Below are 20,480 nucleotides of genomic sequence, written 5' to 3'. Positions count from 1 at the left end.
TCGTGGGGCGTGTTCAGCCAGCTACGCGTTGCCGCGCTGCGCCATTGCGCCAGCGGGCCAGGTGTTCGTCGGCATAACGGCGTATGCAGCGCAGCACGGCGCTTTCGTGCTGCACGAGGAAGAAGTGGTGACCGTCGAACAGGTCGAGGGAGAAACCACTGGCGGCGTCGGCCTGCCAGTCGAGCAACTGGTCGGCGCGCACGCTGTCTTGCTTGCCGCCGAACACATGGATCGGCATGCCCAGCGGCGCACGCTCGCCATAGGTGAAGCTGCCACACAGCAGGAAGTCGGCGCGCAGGATCGGCAGCATCAACTGCATCAGTTCGGGGTTGGCCAGGGCTTCTTCGGCGGTGCCTTGCAGCTCGCGCAGGCGGGCGATGAGTTGTTCGTCGGTCTTTTCGATGGCGTATTCGCTGACGTCGCGACGCGCAGGGCCGGCAGTGCCGGACGCAAACAAGGCCAGTGGTGCGGGAACGTTGCGTGCGTTCAGCGCGTGCGCCAATTCGAACGCCAGCAGGCCACCGAGGCTATGGCCGAACAGCGCATAAGGGCCGACCAGGTCGCGGCTGATTTCATCGGCGAGTTGCGCGGCCAAGGCCTTGATATCGCGCTGCAAAGGCTCATCCATACGCATGCCACGGCCGGGCAATTCCAGCGGGCACACCTGCAACCAGTCAGGCAGGGCTCGACGCCAGCGCGCATACACCATGGCGCTGGCGCCCGAATAGGGCAGGCAGAACAGGCGCAGTCGAGTCGGCGTAGTCATCGCGTGACGACTCCAAACTGAAACACGCTGTATGCACGATAAAAACCCATTTCGTTCTCCTGCGGGTACGGATCCTTGGCCGTTTGGCTAACGGGCCTGTCACCCAGAAGAACGGACGGCCCCGACAAATAATTAGTCGCCGGGGACGAGCGAGACGTGGTTCACACCGAACAAGAAAGCATAAGATTAGTTCGCCTTCTCATTTGACAATCATTATCATTAAGCATAATTTGTTGCCCGATGTGTAGGAGGCCTCAGCAAGGACGCCCTCCCCTAACCTCTTTTGCGACAAGGTGATTTCCATGACGGAACAAGTAACCACAGGCAGGTGCGACTCACCGCTTCTCCAGGCATTCGTCGACAATCGACTGATTCTGGTGAAGATCGCGGCACGCATCACCGGGTGCCGCTCCCGTGCCGAAGACGTAGTGCAGGACGCCTACTTCCGGCTGCAATCGGCGCCGACGATCACCTCATCGTTCAAGGCCCAATTGAGTTACCTGTTCCAGATCGTGCGCAACCTGGCGATCGATCACTACCGCAAGCAAGCCCTGGAGCTCAAGTACTCCGGGACGGAAGAGGAAGGCTTGAATGTGGTCATTCACGGCGCTTCACCGGAAACCTCCCACATCAATTTCAACACCCTGGAAAACATCGCCGACGCCCTGACGGAGCTGCCACAACGCACCCGCTACGCGTTCGAGATGTACCGCCTGCACGGCGTACCGCAAAAGGACATCGCCAAGGAACTGGGCGTCTCGCCCACGCTGGTGAACTTCATGATCCGCGATGCGCTGGTGCACTGCCGCAAGGTGTCGGGCAGCCATAGCGATACGTTTGCGCGCCGCGTCTGACACGCCACAGGAACCTGTAGGGGCCAGCTTGTGGGAGCGGCGGTGCGACGACTCGACTTGTTCGCGAATGCGGTAGTTCAGTCACTCATCGGTTGAATGACGCACCGCTTTCGCGAGCAAGCCCGCTCCCACAAAAAACAGCCCCCACATTTGGTTATGTGGTGTACCTGTCAGGGCGTCGCCATCACGTCGATGCGATACGGCTCGAAAATCTTCAGCATCTGCCCGTTGTCCCGCAAGCGCTTGAGCAACGCGGAAAACGCTTCGCCGGTAATCGGCGCCTTCGGTCGCAATAACGCGTAGTGGTGGTAGACCTGATCGATACGCTCGGACACCAGGAACTGCCCGGCCATGTCCGCGTTGCGCACCATGAAATCACTCAGGTACGAGCGCGTGACCAGCGCAATATCGGCCCGCCCGCGCGCCACCATCAGCAAATTGCTGTCATGGGAATAGGTCAACGTGGCGTTGAAGTGCTCGGCCATGTACTTGGGGTCGGGATTGAAGTTGGCGAAGGCGTAGTGATAACCGCTGAACACTGCCAGGCGCTTGCCGGTCAGGTCGGCGAAATAGCTCTGATCGCGACCGGTCGCACGCTGGGCAACAAAGATTTCGGCATCTTCCAGCCCCATGTCGACGTTGGTGTGGGGAATCGCCTTCCAGCCCCATTCGGGATTTTCGAAGATGGCCATGTCGACCCGGCCCTGTTCGAAATCACGGAAGCGACGCGGAATGGAAGTGGGCACCAGCACGAACTGGTAGTCGGTTTGCAAGGCGTTCAGGGCTTCCACCAGTTGCGGCAACAAACCGGTGTCGGCGCCTTGTTCAGGGCGTACGGTGTACGGCGGAAAATGCGCCGCCCCAATCCTCACCAATTGCGCAGCCGAAGCCGGCATCCACCCCGCGGTACCCAGTGCCCATAGAGTTAGTCCTGCAGCCAGCCGCCATGGCGAAAACATCGAGGCACACACCGTTCAACACATTGATGGCGATAAGCTAGGCGTTTTTGTCAGGCGAGACAACTTTCCACCGCCAAATTAATAGCTTGCGCGTCAGTCGGCTTTCAGAACCAGCAACAGGGCTTCTTCAGCCAACTCCTCGAGCGTCAGGCTGCCTTGGGCGCGGAACCAGGTGGTGGTCCAGGACAGGGCGCCGGTCAGGAAGCGTCGAGTAATAAATACATCGCCCTTGATATAGCCCGCCGCCTTGGCTTCGCCCAGCACCTGCAGCCAGAGCTCTTCGTACACATCCCGCAATGCCAGCACCTGCGCCTGGCCCTCGGCCGACAACGAGCGCCACTCGTACACCAGCACCGCCATGGCCTCGCCGCTGCCGCCCATGATCGACTGCAATTCGCAGCGAATCAGCGCCAGCACGCGCTCGCGCACGTCTTTCGCCTCTTCCAGCGAGGCACGCATCATCGCGGTGTTGTAGTGGATGGTTTCTTCCATCACCGCCCGCAGGATCTCGTCCTTGCTCTTGAAGTGATGAAAGATGCTGCCGGACTGAATGCCCACCGCACTGGCCAGGTCGCGCACCGTGGTGCGCTCAAAGCCCTTGTTGCGAAACAAGTGGGCCGCGGTTTGCAGCAACTTGCCCCGCGCACTGTCAGGGTCGGTCAAACGGCCTTCGTCGACCATGGTGCGCATCACCCGCAGGGCTTTGTGCTCATCCATGTCTCTCTCCTTCACTGCTACTGACGTCTTGGCCGGCAATTTAGGCCGTGGTCGCCAACCAAGCAAGCGCTTGGGTCAAAACTTGTGTCGAGAGTTTACAAACCAAGCGCTTGCTTGGTAGTCTCGACGCCAGCCCTCTGGAGAAGGACTTCGCATGAGCAAGACGGTTCGTATCGGCTGCGCCAGCGCGTTCTGGGGTGACACCTGCACCGCCGCCGCCCAATTGGTACACGGCGGCGCGCTGGATTACCTGGTGTTCGACTACTTGGCGGAAGTCACGATGTCGATCCTCGCCGGCGCCCGGATGAAAGATCCCCAGGCCGGCTACGCCACGGACTTTGTCGAGGTGCTCACACCGCTGCTGGCCGATATCCAGCGCCAGGGCATTCGCGTCATCAGCAACGCGGGCGGCATTCACCCCCAGGCATGCGCCGCCGCCCTCCAGGCTGCCTGCGACAAGGCGCAAGTCCCGCTGAAAATCGCCGTGCTGCTGGGCGACGACCTTCACCCCCAACTCAAGCACCTGCACGGCATCCACGACATGTTCAACGGCGCGCCGTTGCCACCCATGTGCGTCTCGGCCAACGCCTACCTCGGCGCCCCCGGCATCGCCCAGGCGCTTGAACTGGGCGCTGACATCGTGATCACCGGCCGCGTGGTGGACAGCGCCGTGGTCAGCGCAGCGCTGGTGCATGAATTCAACTGGTCCTGGCAAGACTACGACCGCCTCGCCCACGCCGCGCTGGCCGGGCATATCATCGAATGTGGCGCCCAGTGCACCGGTGGCAATTTCACCGATTGGCGCGACGTCCCCGACTACGAGCACATCGGTTTTCCCATCGTCGAGGTCAGCGCCGACGGGACGTTCACAGTGAACAAAGCCGAGGGCACGGGCGGGCTGATCAGCGAATTGAGTGTGGCCGAGCAGCTGCTGTATGAAATCGGCGACCCGCGTGCGTATTTGCTGCCCGACGTGATCTGCGATTTCAGCCAGGTCCAATTGCAGCAACACGGCCTCGATTGCGTGCGCGTGCACGGCGCCAAGGGCTCGCCGCCCACCGCTCACTACAAGGTCAGCGCCACTTACCCGGATGGTTTTCGCTGCACCGCCAGTTGCCTGCTGGCGGGGATCGACGCCGTGGCCAAGGCCGAGCGCGTCAGCCAGGCGATCATCAACAAGACCTCGGAGCTGTTCAGCCAGCGCGGCTGGGCGCCCTACACCGAAGTGAATATCGAACTGCTCGGCAGTGAAGCCACCTACGGCGCCCACGCCTTGCGCCGCGACTGCCGCGAGGTGGTGGTGAAACTGGCGGTGCGTCACCCGAACAAGCAGGCGCTGGTGCTGTTCGCCCGCGAGATCGCCCAGGCGGCCACCGGCATGGCGCCAGGGCTGACGGGCATCGTCGGCGGGCGGCCAACGGTGTACCCGCTGATTCGGCTGTTTTCCTTCTTGATCGACAAAACCCACTGCGAGCCCGTAGTCGAGTTCCAAGGTGCGCGCCACGTTTGCGTATTGCCTGCCGACACCGCCCTCGCTCCGCTCGCCGCACCGGTTGATCCGCCCAAACCCCAAGGCGCCGCCGACGCCAGCGTGCCGCTGGTGAAACTGGCGGTGGCGCGTTCCGGCGACAAGGGCAACCACAGCAACATCGGCGTGATCGCCCGCCACCCCGACTACCTGCCGTGGATCGCCGAGGCGCTGACCCCGGAAGTGATCGTCGACTGGATGGGCCACGTGCTCGACCCTGTGCAGGGCCGCGTCGAACGCTGGTATTTGCCCGGCAGCCACAGCCTCAACTTCCTGCTGGAAAACGCCTTGGGCGGCGGCGGTATCGCCAGCCTGCGCATCGACCCCCAGGGCAAGGCCTTCGCCCAGCAGCTGCTGGAAATTCCCATCGCCGTGCCGCAACACATCGCCGATCAACTCCGCTAAAGGACCGTCACCGTGGCCTTCGACTCGATCTTCAAAGCCGACCTGTTCCAGGGGCAAACCGTGATAGTCACCGGGGGCGGCAGTGGCATTGGCCGCTGCACCGCCCATGAACTGGCGGCACTCGGCGCCACGGTGATGCTGGTGGGACGCAAGCCCGAGAAGCTGCAGCAGGTGGCCGCCGAAATCAGCGAAGACGGCGGCACGGCCCATTGGCTGGCGTGCGACATTCGCGACGAAGACGCCGTGAAGGCGCTGGTCAGCCAGGTCCTGCACGAGCATGGCCCGATCCACGGTCTGGTGAATAACGCGGGTGGCCAGTACCCGTCGCCGCTCGCCTCGATCAACCAGAAGGGCTTTGAAATCGTGCTGCGCACCAACCTGGTGGGCGGCTTCCTGATGGCGCGCGAGGTGTTCAACCAGTCGATGAGCAAACACGGCGGCGCCATCGTCAACATGCTCGCCGACATGTGGAGCGGCATGCCCGGCATGGGCCACTCGGGCGCGGCACGTTCGGGCATGGACAACTTCACCAAGACCGCCGCCTTCGAGTGGGGTTATGCCGGGGTGCGGGTCAACGCCGTGGCGCCGGGCTGGATTGCTTCCAGCGGCATGGACACCTACGAAGGCGCGTTCAAGGCCGTGATCCCGACATTGCGGGAGCACGTGCCGCTCAAGCGTATCGGCACCGAGTCGGAAGTCAGCGCGGCCATTGTGTTCCTGCTCAGCCCCGCCGCCGCCTTCATCAGCGGCAGCACCCTGCGCATCGACGGCGCCGCCAGCCTGGGCAACCGCGCCTGGCCGCTGCACAAGGCGCAGCCGCCGAGCGAGCCGTTCAATGGCTTCCACCGTGCGTACCTGCCGGATGTACTCAAGGCGGAGCAATAAACCATGCCGGTGATTGAATCCCTGATCGACAGCCACAGCGCCCAGTTCGCCCAAAACCGCGAGGCCATGCTCGCCGCCCTCACCCACCTGCGTCAGCTGGAACAAAACCTGCTGGCCAAGGCCGATGAGGCCAAGCCCAAGTTCGACAAGCGCGGCCAACTGTTGCCACGCGAGCGCCTGAATTTGCTGCTGGACCCCGGCGCACCCTTTCTGGAACTGGCAGGCCTGGCCGGCTACAAACTCCACGACGACAAGGATGGCAGCGCCGCCGGTGGCGGGTTGATCGCCGGCATCGGCTACGTCAGCGGCGTGCGCATGCTGGTGGTGGCCAACAACAGCGCAATCAAGGGCGGGACCATTTCCCCCACCGGCCTGAAAAAGTCCCTGCGCCTGCAACAGATCGCCATGGAAAACCAACTGCCGGTGGTGACCCTCGCCGAAAGCGGCGGCGCCAACCTCAACTACGCCGCCGAGATTTTTGTCGAAGGCGCACGCAGTTTTGCCAACCAGGCACGCATGTCGGCCATGGGCCTGCCGCAGATCACCGTGGTGCACGGCTCGGCCACGGCGGGCGGCGCCTATCAGCCGGGGCTGTCGGATTACGTAGTGGTGGTGCGCGGCAAGGCCAAGCTGTTTCTCGCCGGGCCGCCGCTGCTTAAGGCCGCCACCGGCGAAGTGGCCACGGATGAGGCACTGGGCGGCGCCGAGATGCACGCGCAAATCGCCGGCACCGCCGAATACCTGGCGGAAAACGATGCGGACGGCGTGCGTATCGCCCGGGAGATCGTGGGCCTGCTGCCCTGGAATGATCGCCTGCCACTGACGCCCCAAAAGACCTATGCAGCGCCTTTGTACCCCATCGAAGAGCTGCTGGGCCTGATCCCGGACGACCCGAAAAAACCCTACGACGTGCGCGAAATCCTCGCGCGCCTGGCCGACGGTTCGCAGTTTCTCGAATTCAAGGGCGAGTTCGACGCCCACACCGTCTGCGGCCATCTGCATATCCAGGGCCGCGCCGTGGGTGTGATCGGCAACAACGGCCCCATCACGCCCAAGGGCGCGAGCAAGGCCGCGCAGTTTATCCAGCTGTGCGACCAGAGCCGCACGCCGCTGCTGTTCCTGCACAACACCACCGGTTTCATGGTGGGCACCGAGTCGGAGCAACAAGGCGTGATCAAGCACGGCGCCAAGATGATCCAGGCGGTGGCCAACGCCCGGGTGCCTAAACTCACGGTGGTGGTTGGCGGTTCCTACGGCGCCGGCAACTACGCGATGTGTGGCCGTGGCCTGGACCCGCGCTTCATCTTCGCCTGGCCCAACAGCCGCACGGCGGTGATGGGTGGCGCGCAGGCGGGCAAGGTGCTGCGCATCGTCACCGAGGCCAAGCAGCTGAAAGACGGCCTGGTGCCCGACCCCAAGGTGCTGGACATGCTGGAGCAGGTCACCGCGCAGAAGCTCGACAGCCAGTCCACTGCGCTGTATGGCAGCGCGAACCTGTGGGATGACGGGCTGATTGACCCTCGGGACACCCGCACCTTGCTCGGCTTTTTGCTGGATATCTGCCACGAGGCCGAGGTGCGTGAGTTGCACGCCAATACCTTCGGTGTAGGGCGTTTTTAGGAGAACAATAAAAATGATCTTTACCCAGGAACACCAGGAACTGCGCCGCACCGTGCGTGCCTTCGTCGACCGCGAGATCAACCCCTACGTGGACGAATGGGAAAAAGCCGGGCGCTTTCCCATCCACGACATCTTCCGCAAGGCCGGCGAACTCGGCCTGCTGGGCATTTCCAAGCCGGAGCAATTCGGCGGCATGGGCCTGGACTACAGCTATTCGATCGTCGCCGCTGAAGAGTTCGGCACCGTGCGCTGCGGCGGCATCCCCATGTCCATCGGCGTGCAGACCGACATGTGCACCCCCGCCCTCGCCCGCTTCGGTTCCGATGAACTGCGCGAGGAGTTCCTGCGCCCGGCCATCAGCGGCGAGCAGGTAGGTTGCATCGGCGTGTCGGAAACCGGGGCCGGTTCCGATGTGGCCGGGTTGAAGACCCATGCGCGCAAAGACGGCGACGACTACGTCATCAACGGCAGCAAGATGTGGATCACCAACTCCCCCAGCGCCGACTTTATCTGCTTGCTGGCCAACACCTCCGACGACAAGCCGCACATCAACAAATCCTTGATCATGGTGCCGATGAACACCCCCGGCATCAGCGTCAGCCCGCCCCTGGAAAAGCTCGGCATGCACAGCTCGGAGACCGCCCAAGTGTTCTTCGACGGCGTGCGCGTGCCGCAGCGCAACCGCATCGGCCACGAAGGCGCAGGCTTCATGATGCAGATGCTGCAGTTCCAGGAAGAACGCCTGTTTGGCGCGGCCAATATGATCAAGGGCCTGGAGTATTGCATCGACAGCACCATCGACTACTGCAACGAACGCCAGACGTTCGGCAAGGCGCTGATCGACAACCAGGTCATCCACTTTCGCCTGGCTGAACTGTCCACCGAAATCGAATGCCTGCGCGCCTTGGTCTATCAGGCCACCGAGCAATACATCAAGGGCCAGGACGTGACCCGCCTGGCCTCCATGGCCAAGCTCAAGGCCGGGCGCCTGGGCCGCGAAGTCAGCGACAGCTGCCTGCAATACTGGGGCGGCATGGGTTTCATGTGGGACAACCCGGTGGCACGGGCGTATCGCGATGTGCGTTTGGTGTCGATTGGCGGAGGGGCCGACGAGATCATGCTGGGCATCATCTGCAAACTGATGGGCACCCTGCCCGGGAAAAAATCATGAACACCCTGCTGCTCGAACCTCACAACGGCGTGCTGCACATCACCCTCAACCGCCCTGAGTGCCGCAATGCGATGAGCCTGGAGATGGTCAACGAGCTGCGCAGCGTGCTGGCGCAGCTGGACGGTGAGACCCGGGCGGTGGTGATCAGCGGCGCCGGCGGGCATTTCTGTGCCGGGGCGGATGTGAAGGACCTGGTCACTGCAGGCAATCAACTGGAAGCGCTGAACCGCGCGTTCGGCACCTTGCTGCAAGAGGCCGAAGCCGTGCCGCAGGTCGTCATCGTGGTGCTGCAAGGCGCGGTGCTGGGGGGTGGTTTTGGCTTGGCCTGTGTGAGTGATATTGCGCTTGCCGACCACCAGGCGCAGTTCGGCTTGCCGGAGACCAGCCTTGGGTTGCTGCCAGCGCAGATTGCACCGTTTGTGGTGAAGAGGATTGGTTTGACCCAGGCTCGCCGGCTGGCGCTGACGGCGGCGCGGTTTGATGGGGTGGAGGCGGAGCGACTGGGTGTCGTGCACTTTACCGAGCGCGATCCACAGGCGTTGGCGGAGCGGCTGGATGAGGTATTGGGCCAGGTGCTCAAATGTGCACCGGGAGCAAATGCGCGGACCAAAGCCTTGTTGCTGGCCAGTGTGGAGGAGCCGCTGGAGGCTGTGCTGGATCGCGGGGCGCAGTGGTTTGCCGAGTCCGTAAGGAGTGAGGAAGGGATAGAGGGGACACAGGCGTTTGTGCAGAAAAGGAAGCCGAGGTGGTGCAGATGACGCCATCGCCGGCAAGCCGGCTCCTACAGAGGAAGGTGTTCACACATTCAAACTGTAGGAGCCGGCTTGTCGGCGATGAGGCCAGACCCGACACCCCACCAGCCAAGGGATAACCCCATGCCCGCATTCAGCAAAATCCTCATCGCCAACCGCGGCGAAATCGCCTGCCGCATCCAGCGCACGGCCCAAGCCTTGGGCTACCGCACCGTGGCCGTCTACAGCGACGCCGACGCCCAGGCCCCGCACGTGCAGATGGCCGACGAAGCCGTGTGCATCGGCCCCGCCCCGGTGCAACAGTCTTACCTCAACATTCAGGCCATCCTCAACGCCGCCACACTCACCGGCGCCGACGCCCTCCACCCGGGCTACGGCTTCCTCTCGGAAAACCCTGAATTCGCCCGCGTCTGCCAGCACGCCGGCCTGACCTTTATCGGCCCCAGCGCCGAGGCGATCGAACTGATGGGTAGCAAGCGCCTGTCCAAACTCGCCATGCTCGACGCCGGGGTGCCGTGCATCGCCGGTTACCAAGGCAGCGCCCAAGACGACGCCACGTTGCAATACGAGGCCGAGCGCATCGGCTACCCACTGATGATCAAGGCCAGCGCCGGCGGCGGCGGGCGTGGCATGCGCCTGGTGCACAGCGCCGAGGCCCTGCTGGACAACCTGCACACGGCGCGCTCCGAAGCCCGGAACGCGTTTGGCAGCGACGAGCTGATCCTCGAACAGGCGTTGATCGAGCCGCGCCATGTGGAAATCCAGGTGTTCGGTGACAGCCATGGCAACCTGATCCACCTTGGCGAGCGAGATTGCTCGGTCCAGCGTCGCCATCAGAAGGTCATCGAGGAAGCGCCCTGCCCGGTGATGACCGCGCCACTGCGCCACGCCATGGGTGAAGCCGCCCTCAAGGCCGGGCGCGCGGTGAACTACGTGGGCGCCGGTACCGTGGAGTTCATGCTCGACCGCAGCGGCCAGTTCTACTTCCTGGAGATGAACACCCGCCTGCAGGTGGAGCACCCGGTCACCGAGCTGATCACCGGCCTCGACCTGGTGGGCTGGCAGTTGCAGATCGCTGCCGGCCACGCGTTGCCACTGACCCAGCAGGAGGTGACCCTGAACGGCCATGCCATGGAAGTGCGCCTGTACGCCGAAGACCCGACCCAGGGTTTCCTGCCGCAAACCGGTGAAGTGCTGCGCTGGGAGCCGGCCCCCGATGCCCGTATTGATCACGGTGTCAGCCAGGGCCAGTGCATCAGCCCGTTCTACGACGCCATGCTCGGCAAGATCATCGCCCATGGCAGTACCCGCGAAGAGGCGCGGCGCAAACTGCTGCGGGCGGTGGAAGACACCTTGTTGCTGGGCGTGACCACCAACCAGCAGCTGCTGGTGGACCTGCTCAAGCATCCGGACTTTATCGACGGTCAATTCAGCACCGGATTTATCGCCGAGCACTTCAGTGACATCACCCAGCCGAAAGCGACGGCCGAACAACTGGCCCTGGCCGCCGCGCTGTTTTATCAGCACGGCGCCAATCAGCATGCCCAGGGCCTTGCGGGATGGCGCAACAACGCTGGCGCCCCCAGCACTTATCGCCTGGAAGCCCATGGCGACATCCACACCGTCACCGCCGAGCCGCTGCAATTGAGCACCGACGGTCGTCACGCCACCCTGATACTCAACGGCATACGTCGACGTATCGCCTACCACCTCGACGGCAACCACCTGTGGCTGCCCGGCCTTACGGTGATCAATCGCACCCAGCACGTCGCCAGCCGCCAGGCCGATGCCAGCGGCGGTACGGTCAAGGCGCCGATGGACGGTGCCATCGTCGATGTACATGTCAGCCATGGCGACCGCGTGACCAAAGGCCAACTGCTGCTGGTGCTCGAAGCCATGAAAATGGAGCACCCGCTGATTGCCGGGGTCGATGGCGTGATCAAGACGCTGCAGGTGGTGACGGGCGACCAGGTGCGCAATCGCCAAGTGTTGCTGGAGATCGAATAAGGCCTGGGCGGAACTACGCGGCCGGGCTACGCTCTATCCCCATCAGGAAGGGATGAGTACGGGAACCTGCGCGATGCCTCATTGGCTGATTATTGACCTTGAAGCCACAACGGATGAAGGCGGCTGGCCCGTGACGGAGATGGAAGTCATCGAGATCGGCGCGAGCCTGGTGAACCGCCAGGGCCGCGAGCTGGATCACTTCCAGCGCTTTGTGCGGCCGTTGCGCCGTCCATTGCTGACGCCCTTCTGCCGCCAACTGACCCACATCACCCAGGCCAACATCGACGCTGCGGCGCCGATCACCGAGGTGTGGCCGTTGTTCGAACGCTGGCTGGGCCAGCACCAGGCACGCCTGGAAGGCTGGGCCAGCTGGGGCGACTACGACCGCGCGCAGCTGGAGCTGGAGTGGCAACGCCATGGCCTGGCCAGTGCGCTGGCCCATACGCCCCACGTGAACCTCAAGCAGCGCTTTGCCAAGGCCCGGCGCCTGGACAAGCCGCTGGGGCTCAACGGCGCGCTGCAATTGGCGGGCATGCAGTTCCATGGCCAGCAACACCGGGCGCTGGAAGACGCGCGCAACACCGCACGCCTGCTGCCGTTGATTTTGCCGGTCTAGGCAGCCTCCGCTGGCTTGGGCATACTGGCCGCCCTTTTCCGAAATACTGCTCACCCGTAGGAGCCGGAAACTGTGGCGAGCAAGCTTGCTTGCGCTGGGGTGCGAAGCGCCCCCAAAAGCCGGAGACTGCTACGCAGTCCACGGGAGCAAGCTCCCTCGCCACAGCAAGCCGGCTCCTACGGGGGGGCGGGAAGCCTTAACCCATTTTCCGAGGATTCGCCCATGTTCAAAGTCAACGAGTACTTCGACGGCACCGTCAAGTCGATCGCTTTCGGCACCGCAGAAGGTCCGGCGACCATCGGCGTGATGGCCCCGGGTGAATACGAGTTCGGCACCGCCCAGCGTGAAATCATGCACGTGGTGTCCGGCGCCCTGACCGTCAAGCTGCCAGACGCCGCCGACTGGGAAACCTTCGCCGCCGGCAGCCAGTTCAACGTACCGGCCAACAGCAAGTTCCAACTGAAGGTCGCCGTCGACACCGCTTACCTGTGCGAATACCGCGGCTAACCTTCTCCGGCCGTCAAAAAAATGCCCGTCTCTCGCGAGACGGGCATTTTTTATTCCAGGATCGTCACCGGCATGCCTACGGCCAATTGGCCGATGCCGTCGTTGACCAGGTTCTGGCCGAACATCACGTCACCGCCCTGCTCGCGATAGGTCTTGAGCGTGGCCAAGGGCTCGCGGTCGGCACTGCGTTCGCCGCTGGCCGGATCGATAGTGGTGAGGATGCAGCGCGAACAGGACTTGACCACGCGAAACTCCACGTCGCCGATGCGCACGCGTTTCCAGGTGTCTTCGGCGAACGCCTCGCTGCCCTCGATCACCAGGTTGGGACGAAAGCGCAGCATTTCCATGGGGCGACCGATGCGTTGGGAAAGGTCGTCCAGCGACGCCTGGCCGATCAGCAACAGCGGGAAGCCATCGGCGAACCCGACCTGGTCGTCATCCTTGCCGTAACCGGCCTCGGTGGTGCGTGCACGCTCCAAAGGCACCTGCACCAGGCGTGTGGGTTTGCCGATGAAATCGCTGACCCAGGCTGCGGCTTCATCGCCGGCGTCCGGTACACGCAGGGTGTCACGCCAGATGGTCACGCCGCGCAACTCGGCCTCGCTGCCGGGCAATGCCACGTCCAGCGCGGTCTGGCCCGGGGTGCTCAGGGTGAGGCCGCCGCTGCTGTTCCACAGGGCAGACAACTGGCTCATCTTGGCCACGGCGCGCTGGGTGAGGAAACGCCCGCTGGCTTCATCCACCAGCATCCAGCGTCGGTCACCGTCCAACCCCAGTTTATCCAGGCCGATCTGCTGCAAGGTTTCGGCCTTGCCGGACTTCAAGGGGTAACGGTACAACGCGCTGAGACGAAGCATGGGCCTGCTTTCCTGCAAGAATAAAACGCCACCCTATCCCAAACACGCCCGTCTTTGTAGTGAGCGGGTTTACCCCGCGCCGCCGTGTGTCAGTTAACGCTGGGCCGCCTGACACGACGCCGCGCGGGGCGAGCCCGCTCACTACAAGTTACCGCGTACTGCTGTAGTGAGCGGGTTTACCCCGCGCCGCGGTGTGCCAGTCAACGCTGGGCCGCCTGACACGACGCCGCGCGGGGCGAGCCCGCTCACTACAAGTTACCGTGCGGGCTGTCAGGCAGGGGCGTGGTCGAGCATCAGGCGCTGGCGCACCACGTCCACCAGTTTGTCCGGCTGGAACTTGGACAGGAAGTTGTCGCAGCCGACCTTCTTCACCATCGAATCGTTGAAGCTGCCCGACAGTGAGGTGTGGAGCACCACGTAGAGCCCACGCAGGCGTGGGTCGTTGCGGATCTCGGTGGTGAGGCGGTAACCGTCCATCTCGGGCATTTCGGCGTCGGTGAAGATCATCAGCAACTTGTCGGTCATCACCTGGCCGCTGTCGGCCCAGGCCTTGAGCATGTTCAGCGCCTTGAGGCCGTCACTGGCAATGTGCATCTTCACCCCCAGTTGGCCAAGGGTGTCACGCAACTGCGACAGGGCCACGTTGGAGTCGTCCACCAGCAGCACTTCGCGGCCACGGGCGCGCTCGAGCACCGGGTCTTCGAGTTTTTCGCGGGAAACCTTGGCGTTGTACGGCACGATCTCGGCGAGGACTTTTTCCACGTCGATGATTTCCACCAGTTGGTCATCAACCTTGCTGATGGCGGTGAGGTAATGCTGGCGGCCGGCACTGCTCGGCGGCGGCAGGATGGCTTCCCAGTTCATGTTGACGATGCGGTCGACGCCGCCCACCAGGAACGCCTGCACCGAGCGGTTGTATTCGGTGACGATGATGGTGCTGTTCGGCCCCGGCACCAGCGGGCGCATGCCGATGGCCTGGGACAGGTCGATCACCGGCAGGGTCTGGCCGCGCAGGTTGACCACGCCGCAGACGAACGGGTGCCGCTGGGGCATCAACGTCAGCTTGGGCAACTGCAGAACTTCCTGCACCTTGAACACGTTGATCGCGAACAGCTGGCGCCCGAACAGGCGGAACATGAGGATCTCCAGGCGATTCTCACCCACCAGTTGCGTGCGTTGATCTACCGTGTCGAGAATGCCGGCCATTAAAAGCTCCTGATGGGCGCGTGGGTTCGCGCTGAGAGAATGTGCTGCTCACTAAGGTTTGTTATCGGCGGCAAATGCCAGACCTTGACCCCCGTAAAATGCCACGTAAATTCATTGATGTCACACTGACATCATGCTTTACTGCAACGGCCTCTCCAGACGGCATCACAGCGACGTCGCGCGACATTCAAATCGACGCGAGGTTCCACCCTGTAAGGGATTCCCCTATACACAATCAGGCCCAACCTGATATTCGCGATATCTAATAGCCATTAATGTGACGCCATTCTCATTGCATGAATGGAGTCAGGCTTTTGTTTGCCATCCCAAGCCCTCGGCCCACGGGTCTTCCAGACATTCACGTGGCGGCAACTGAAGTTGTGCAATCGCCCCTGATAATGAGGGCCGCGCACGGCTTTCGTGATCATTCAAATAAGCGTCCTACTGAAATCCCAGAAACGGGCTACAGATTTCAGTCATATTTCAGCGGTAGTTTTAAGCCATTCACCCGATGCGGCATCTCATCACCGGACCTAATGTTGCGGAGACTTGCATGATGAATAACGCGAACGAATGGCAAACTGCACTTCCCGATTTTTTGCTTGAAGCAGAAATGCTGCTGGCCAAGTCGGAAGAGTGCCTGAACCATTTGCACTTGATTCGCAACGACAGCGACGCCATAGACTGCATGAAAGCCAGCCTCGCCAAACTGGCCGAAAAGGCCGAAGGCCTGGCCCTGCAGGCGATCAGCGAGTTCTCGCGTCACATTCAGTACCTGATTGCCAATGCCGCAAGCCCCATGCAGTTGCATGACCAGGCGCTTGATGCCTTGCAGGACTGTTTGAGGTTGTTGGCCTGGCAACTGGAGTTGATCGACATCCGCACTGGAGAATTAGGGCTGGATGAAACCGAGCAAACAACGCTGATTGCGACTGTCACCTTGCAAATCCCACAAAAAGACTTCGGTTATAAACCGCAGCAGCGCATGCACCACGCGTCTTGAGTGTCGAACAGGTCGTAATTAATAGGCGAGTTATCTAAAAACGACCGTCAGCCTAAACGGACGCTACGTCATTGCGGGCAATACATATCAATTAGCCATCAGCGCAATAACGGTACAAACCAACTTTATAAATACAACTGCCCTCTCTTTAAAACTCTGGGATTACCGCCCAGGGCGTCTGCGTGGTTAATTAAGCCGGCCAAGAGAGGCGCCAGGCGACCAACGGTAATAGTGGTGGTACTATGCCCCGCTCGAAGTGACTCAACTTCATCATGTATAAAAACGATTCGGCACCGCATCCCAAACAGAGCCCTGTCAGCCGCCGTGACCGGTCTTCCCGCAGCGAACCTTCATTGGCTCCATCCGCTATGTACGCCAGCCTCAAGTCACTCATCGCAAGGTCCGTGTCCCGCAGCAATGCACGCCGTATGGTCCTTGCCCTGTGCCTGTGTTCGCTGCTGGTCAGTGTGTGGGCCTACGCGCGCTCGGCGCCGCTGCCGTTGCTGATCCTGCTGCTCAACGCGGCGACCCTGATCGTGGTGGGCCTGCAACAGTGGAGCTCGCGCAAATCGATCAAGTTCCAGCCGCAGGAACTCGCCGACCGCCTGCTGCAGGTCCAGGAAAACGAACGCCATCGCCTCAGCCGCGAACTGCATGACGACATCGGCCAGTTGCTCACCGCCGCCAAGCTGCAAAGTGAATGGCTCAAGCGTCGCCTGCCCGAAGACCTGCAAAGCCAATGCAGCGTGCTGTGCAACACCCTCAATGAAACCCTGGCCAAGGTGCGCGACGTGTCCGCCATCCTCAACCCACGGCAGCTGGCCAGCCTGGGGTTGGAGGCGAGCCTGCGCGCGCACCTGCTCAAGACCCTGGAAAACACCTCGATTCACTGGAGCCTGGAATGCCAGCAACGGCTGACCGGCATCCCGGAAGAAATGGCCGTCGCGGCCTTTCGTATCACCCAGGAAGCGGTGACCAACATGCTACGCCACGCCCAGGCGCGCAATCTGTTGGTACGCCTGCAACGCCTGCCCGAAGGCCTGTCGCTGAGTATCTGCGATGACGGCCAGGGCTTTTCGCCCGCCATCAACCCCGGCCTGGAAGGCCAACGGGGCATGGCCGGCATGTCAGAGCGGATCGATCAGCTTGGCGGCTCATTGACCGTCAGCAGCCAACCAGGCAAAGGGACACGGATCGACGCGCTTTTCCCCTGGGCGCCCCGCGCCCTCGAACGGGCCAGTTCCCCTAAGGTTCTCGAGTGACCTGCAAATTACTCCTGGTGGATGACCACGCACTGATCAGGGCCGGCGTACGCGCGCTGGTCCAGGATATTGATGGCTATACGGTAATCGGCGAAGCCAGCGATGGCGCGCAATTGCTGGAAAAATTCAGCGCCCTGCAGCCTGATATTGTGCTGCTGGACCTGTCGATGAAGCACACAGGTGGCCTCGACGCCCTGCAGCAGCTCAAGGCCGCCTACCCCAAGAGCAAGGTGCTGATCCTGTCGATGCACACCGACCCCGAGCTGATCATGCGCGCGCTGGAATGCGGCGCCCATGGCTACCTGCTCAAGGACACCACCGCCAACGAGCTGGAACACGCCCTGGCGGCCCTGCGCAACAACGAGCGCTACCTGAGCCCGGCCATCGCCCATACGGTGATCAACCAGGCGCTGGTGCGCAGCCAGGGCCCGGCCTCCCCTGCCGCCCACAGCCATAACCTCACCGCTCGCCAGCTGGAGATCCTGCGCTTGATCGTGCGCGGCAAATCCACCCGGGAGATCGCCCACGGCCTGGGCCTGAGCATCAAGACCGTGGAAGCACACCGCTCGCAGATCATGAAACGCCTGCAGATATTCGATGTGGCGGGTTTGGTGTTATTCGCCGTTCGCGAGCAGATCATCAGCCTGGACGACTAGGGGCGAACCCTCCGGCAGGTGCACGCGCAACGCCTTGGGCAAAGCGCTGAAGCGCAGGTCGTCGCCCTTGAGCGGCTCGCCGTCGAGGTTGATGTACAAGCCTTCGGCCACCTTGATCTCCACCCACGGCAGGCGCGCCCGTACAAACAGGTTGTCCAACCCCCAGCCATCGGTCATCAGGGTGAGCAGCGTGCCGACCACCTCCTGAGGCGCCGGCAGGATGCTGATGTCCAGCAGGCCGTCATCGGCCAACGCCCCCGGGCACAGCACATGCCCACCGCCTGCCTGGCGGCCGTTGCCGATGCCCAGCGCGAGCAGGTCGCCCTTCCAATGGAAGCCCGGGCCTTCCAGTTCACCGTAGGCCGCCTTTAACTCGCTGAAGCGGGTCAGGCCGGTAAACAGATAAGCCGCGCCGCCGAGGACTTTTTTCAGGTCTTCGGAGGTGTTGGCGGTGACCTGGCTGCCGAAGCCGCCGGTGGCCATGTTGAGGAAGATCTGCCCACCGGCCTGGCCGAGGTCGATCGCCCTGGGCGGCACGTCCAGCAGCGCCAGTGCTTGGGCGGGCTCCAGGGGTACGCCGGCGGCTTTGGCGAAGTCGTTGGCGGTACCCAGGGGCATCATCACCAGGCTGGCGTCGGTCTTGGCCAAGGCCATGGCTTCGGCCACGTCGCGCAGGGTGCCGTCGCCGCCGCCGGCGATGATATGGGTGTAGTTGCCTTCCAGGGCTTCGTTGACCAGGCGTTGGGCATCGCCGCCTTCCCAGGTCACCCGTACTGCCAGCTCCCAACCTTGTTCACGCCGGGCTTGCACGGCGGCGCGTACGTCCTCGTTCAGGGCTTGCTTGCCGTGGAGGATGAGTAGGGCTTTGGGGGTGGTCATGGGGTGAATCTCCTGATTCGAAGGTGCTTGGAGGATGTGGACCTTTGGGGAGGGGGATTGGTTTGGTTTACCGGGTGTATATCCGTTATTTAGGTAACGGCTGGTATGGGTTCCGCCCTTACGGCGGGTCACTTTGGAAAAGCCCCAAAGTAACCAAAGGGCTCTTGCCCCAACACTCGGCACCTCGCTCACGCTCGGTGTGCCCGTAATCCGACAGTGATTTGGGGGGCCGCCGCCACGCGCCATCCATGGCGCGGGGCGGCTAAACCGGCATCCCTGCCGGTTTACTCCCCAAATCCCTGCCGAATTCCGGCCAGCGTGTTTGACGGGGCGCTTCAGATCAAAATCAAAAGCACAGCGGCCTGACAGCCGGCTTGAGTGGTGTAGATCAAGAGCGAAGAGCTATCGCTGGTTTGATTGGGCTTGTGGGTGTACCGAGATGCCTGACGCGGCGCCATCACTGTGGGAGCTGGCTTGCCTGCGATGGCATCAACGCGGTGTACCTGATTCACCGCAGTGTCTGCATCGCCGGCAAGCCAGCTCCTACACGTATCCGCTTTTGATCTAACCACTCAGGTCGGCTACTAGGCCGCCGTGCTCTTGCTTTTGATTTTGATCTGGGGCGCCCCGTCAAACACGCTGGCCGAACGCAGGCTTTGGAGCGTGGGTAACCCGGCAGGACGCCGGGTTAGCCGCGCTGGGCCAAGGATGGCCCATCGCGGCGGCCCACGCTCCAAAGCCTTCGTTCGGGCACACCGAGCCTAAGCGAGGTGCCGAGTGTTGGGGCAAGAGCGTTTTGCTTACTTTTGCGCTCTTCAAAAGTGAGCCGCTGTAAGAGCGGAACCATAAGACGCCGTTACCTAAATAACGGATATGTACACCGTCAACTCTTGTGAAGCTTACTCATCAGTTGCGCCTCAGCCTGAGTCAACCCACAAGACTGCGTCAACTCATCCACCGTCGCCCCCATCCCCACCAATTTCGCCGCCTGCGCAAACGAAAGGCTGGAAGGATCACGCTGTTCCAACTGCGCCAACTTGTCCGGCAATGGCCCCAGGATCGCGCGCAACTCGTGCACCTCGTCCCCCACCTTCACCGCACTCTGCTGGAAGTGATCAACCCGCTTGGCCAACTCCACCAGGCGTCGGTCTCGCACGGCATCACGCTCGGCCTGCTGCAAAGCCAATTCCCGCTGCTGACGCACATAACGCAGCACAAATGCCAGCGTCCCGGCCCACAACAGGGCCAGGACGATCACCGCCGCCTCAAAGAACAATCAGATGCTCTCCAGTTCCGACCATTCTTCTTCGCTCATCATCTTGTCCAGCTCAACCAGAATCAGCAGCTCGCCGTTCTTGTTGCACACGCCCTGGATAAACTTGGCGGATTCTTCGTTACCCACGTTCGGCGCGGTTTCCACTTCCGATTGGCGCAGGTAGACCACTTCGGCCACGCTGTCGACCATGATCCCGACCACTTGCTTGTCGGCTTCGATGATGACGATACGGGTGTTGTCGTTGACTTCAGTCGGCACCAGGCCAAAGCGCTGGCGGGTGTCGATCACCGTCACCACGTTGCCGCGCAGGTTGATGATACCCAGCACGTAGCTTGGGGCACCCGGTACCGGCGCGATCTCGGTGTAGCGCAGCACTTCCTGCACGCGCATCACGTTGATGCCATAGGACTCGTTGTCCAGTTTGAAGGTCACCCATTGCAGGATCGGATCATCCAAACCTTGTGCGGACGCTGATTTATTCATACCCCTGACCCCTTCAAATGCCGCATGACACGGCGTGTGTGCTTCATTGGCCGCATTCGCATGCGACCCTT

Annotated in this window: 20 protein-coding genes; 12 read left to right on the top strand and 8 right to left on the bottom strand. The window is 62.4% G+C overall.

The genetic code is table 11. The annotated features are described in order from the left end of the window. Positions 1-13 precede the first annotated feature (13 nt). Positions 14-766, bottom strand: coding sequence for a thioesterase II family protein (locus ACVWVP_RS13305; RefSeq protein WP_259174195.1), 753 nt, complete (start codon positions 764-766; stop codon positions 14-16). 302 nt (positions 767-1,068) lie between these two features. On the opposite strand from ACVWVP_RS13305, the gene ACVWVP_RS13300 reads away from it, so the two are divergent. Continuing rightward, positions 1,069-1,620: an RNA polymerase factor sigma-70 gene (locus tag ACVWVP_RS13300; protein ID WP_176998039.1), complete on the top strand. Its 552-nt coding sequence runs from the start codon at positions 1,069-1,071 to the stop codon at positions 1,618-1,620. Positions 1,621-1,790: 170 nt separating this feature from the next. Here ACVWVP_RS13300 and ACVWVP_RS13295 read toward each other — a convergent pair whose 3' ends face one another. Together ACVWVP_RS13295 and ACVWVP_RS13290 are read right to left on the bottom strand one after the other, a co-directional pair. Beyond that, positions 1,791-2,579: a substrate-binding periplasmic protein gene (locus tag ACVWVP_RS13295; RefSeq protein ID WP_259174203.1), complete on the bottom strand. Its 789-nt coding sequence runs from the start codon at positions 2,577-2,579 to the stop codon at positions 1,791-1,793. 93 nt (positions 2,580-2,672) lie between these two features. Then, entirely contained in the window at positions 2,673-3,296 is a 624-nt protein-coding gene (locus ACVWVP_RS13290) for a TetR/AcrR family transcriptional regulator (RefSeq protein ID WP_178921290.1), read from the bottom strand. A 154-nt stretch (positions 3,297-3,450) separates the two neighbouring features. On the opposite strand from ACVWVP_RS13290, the gene ACVWVP_RS13285 reads away from it, so the two are divergent. From ACVWVP_RS13285 to ppnP, 8 genes are all read left to right on the top strand, one after another. Continuing rightward, positions 3,451-5,229 carry an acyclic terpene utilization AtuA family protein gene (locus tag ACVWVP_RS13285; protein ID WP_457406392.1) on the top strand — a complete coding sequence of 593 codons (1,779 nt, stop codon included), beginning with the start codon at positions 3,451-3,453 and terminating at the stop codon, positions 5,227-5,229. 12 nt (positions 5,230-5,241) lie between these two features. Next, positions 5,242-6,114, top strand: coding sequence for an SDR family oxidoreductase (locus ACVWVP_RS13280; protein WP_457406390.1), 873 nt, complete (start codon positions 5,242-5,244; stop codon positions 6,112-6,114). Positions 6,115-6,117: 3 nt separating this feature from the next. Further along, positions 6,118-7,734, top strand: coding sequence for a geranyl-CoA carboxylase subunit beta (atuC, locus tag ACVWVP_RS13275; protein ID WP_457406387.1), 1,617 nt, complete (start codon positions 6,118-6,120; stop codon positions 7,732-7,734). Between the two features lie 13 nt (positions 7,735-7,747). Beyond that, complete coding sequence (gene atuD / locus ACVWVP_RS13270) at positions 7,748-8,905, top strand: citronellyl-CoA dehydrogenase (RefSeq protein ID WP_457406385.1); 1,158 nt, start codon at positions 7,748-7,750, stop codon at positions 8,903-8,905. Then, on the top strand, positions 8,902-9,663 hold the full coding sequence (locus tag ACVWVP_RS13265) for an enoyl-CoA hydratase/isomerase family protein (RefSeq protein ID WP_259174214.1): 762 nt from the start codon (positions 8,902-8,904) through the stop codon (positions 9,661-9,663). The genes atuD and ACVWVP_RS13265 overlap by 4 nt, the downstream gene beginning before the upstream one ends. Positions 9,664-9,780: 117 nt before the next feature. After that, the gene (locus ACVWVP_RS13260; protein WP_457406382.1) at positions 9,781-11,664 is read left to right on the top strand and encodes an acetyl-CoA carboxylase biotin carboxylase subunit; all 1,884 of its coding nucleotides are present in this window, start codon (positions 9,781-9,783) and stop codon (positions 11,662-11,664) included. 73 nt (positions 11,665-11,737) lie between these two features. Then, on the top strand, positions 11,738-12,280 hold the full coding sequence (locus tag ACVWVP_RS13255; RefSeq protein WP_178925916.1) for an exonuclease domain-containing protein: 543 nt from the start codon (positions 11,738-11,740) through the stop codon (positions 12,278-12,280). A gap of 222 nt (positions 12,281-12,502) precedes the next feature. After that, on the top strand, positions 12,503-12,787 hold the full coding sequence (ppnP, locus tag ACVWVP_RS13250; RefSeq protein ID WP_176998029.1) for a pyrimidine/purine nucleoside phosphorylase: 285 nt from the start codon (positions 12,503-12,505) through the stop codon (positions 12,785-12,787). 50 nt (positions 12,788-12,837) lie between these two features. Here ppnP and ACVWVP_RS13245 read toward each other — a convergent pair whose 3' ends face one another. Together ACVWVP_RS13245 and ACVWVP_RS13240 are read right to left on the bottom strand one after the other, a co-directional pair. Beyond that, positions 12,838-13,644, bottom strand: coding sequence for an MOSC domain-containing protein (locus ACVWVP_RS13245; RefSeq protein ID WP_457406379.1), 807 nt, complete (start codon positions 13,642-13,644; stop codon positions 12,838-12,840). Positions 13,645-13,914: 270 nt separating this feature from the next. Further along, positions 13,915-14,850, bottom strand: coding sequence for a chemotaxis protein CheV (locus ACVWVP_RS13240; RefSeq protein WP_178925918.1), 936 nt, complete (start codon positions 14,848-14,850; stop codon positions 13,915-13,917). Between the two features lie 553 nt (positions 14,851-15,403). Here ACVWVP_RS13240 and ACVWVP_RS13235 point away from each other — a divergent pair. From ACVWVP_RS13235 to ACVWVP_RS13225, 3 genes are all read left to right on the top strand, one after another. Then, positions 15,404-15,853 carry a hypothetical protein gene (locus tag ACVWVP_RS13235; RefSeq protein ID WP_178925919.1) on the top strand — a complete coding sequence of 150 codons (450 nt, stop codon included), beginning with the start codon at positions 15,404-15,406 and terminating at the stop codon, positions 15,851-15,853. A gap of 368 nt (positions 15,854-16,221) precedes the next feature. Next, positions 16,222-17,115: a sensor histidine kinase gene (locus ACVWVP_RS13230; RefSeq protein ID WP_259174365.1), complete on the top strand. Its 894-nt coding sequence runs from the start codon at positions 16,222-16,224 to the stop codon at positions 17,113-17,115. Further along, the gene (locus ACVWVP_RS13225) at positions 17,112-17,771 is read left to right on the top strand and encodes a response regulator transcription factor (RefSeq protein ID WP_178925920.1); all 660 of its coding nucleotides are present in this window, start codon (positions 17,112-17,114) and stop codon (positions 17,769-17,771) included. The genes ACVWVP_RS13230 and ACVWVP_RS13225 overlap by 4 nt, the downstream gene beginning before the upstream one ends. On the opposite strand, the gene yegS is transcribed toward ACVWVP_RS13225, so the two are convergent. The 3 genes from yegS to ACVWVP_RS13210 all read right to left on the bottom strand — a co-directional run bounded on the left by yegS (position 17,730) and on the right by ACVWVP_RS13210 (position 20,409). Next, complete coding sequence (gene yegS / locus ACVWVP_RS13220) at positions 17,730-18,650, bottom strand: lipid kinase YegS (RefSeq protein ID WP_178925921.1); 921 nt, start codon at positions 18,648-18,650, stop codon at positions 17,730-17,732. The genes ACVWVP_RS13225 and yegS overlap by 42 nt on opposite strands. 883 nt (positions 18,651-19,533) lie before the next feature. Continuing rightward, positions 19,534-19,926 (bottom strand): DUF2802 domain-containing protein, encoded by a 393-nt coding sequence (locus ACVWVP_RS13215; RefSeq protein ID WP_178925715.1) that lies wholly within the window; start codon positions 19,924-19,926, stop codon positions 19,534-19,536. Then, positions 19,927-20,409: a chemotaxis protein CheW gene (locus ACVWVP_RS13210; protein ID WP_010564003.1), complete on the bottom strand. Its 483-nt coding sequence runs from the start codon at positions 20,407-20,409 to the stop codon at positions 19,927-19,929. Between the last annotated feature and the right edge of the window lie 71 nt (positions 20,410-20,480).

The sequence above is a fragment of the Pseudomonas sp. TE24901 genome (assembly GCF_054058375.1).
Note: the sequence above shows the minus strand (reverse complement) of the source record. Positions and strands in the feature narration are given on the sequence as shown.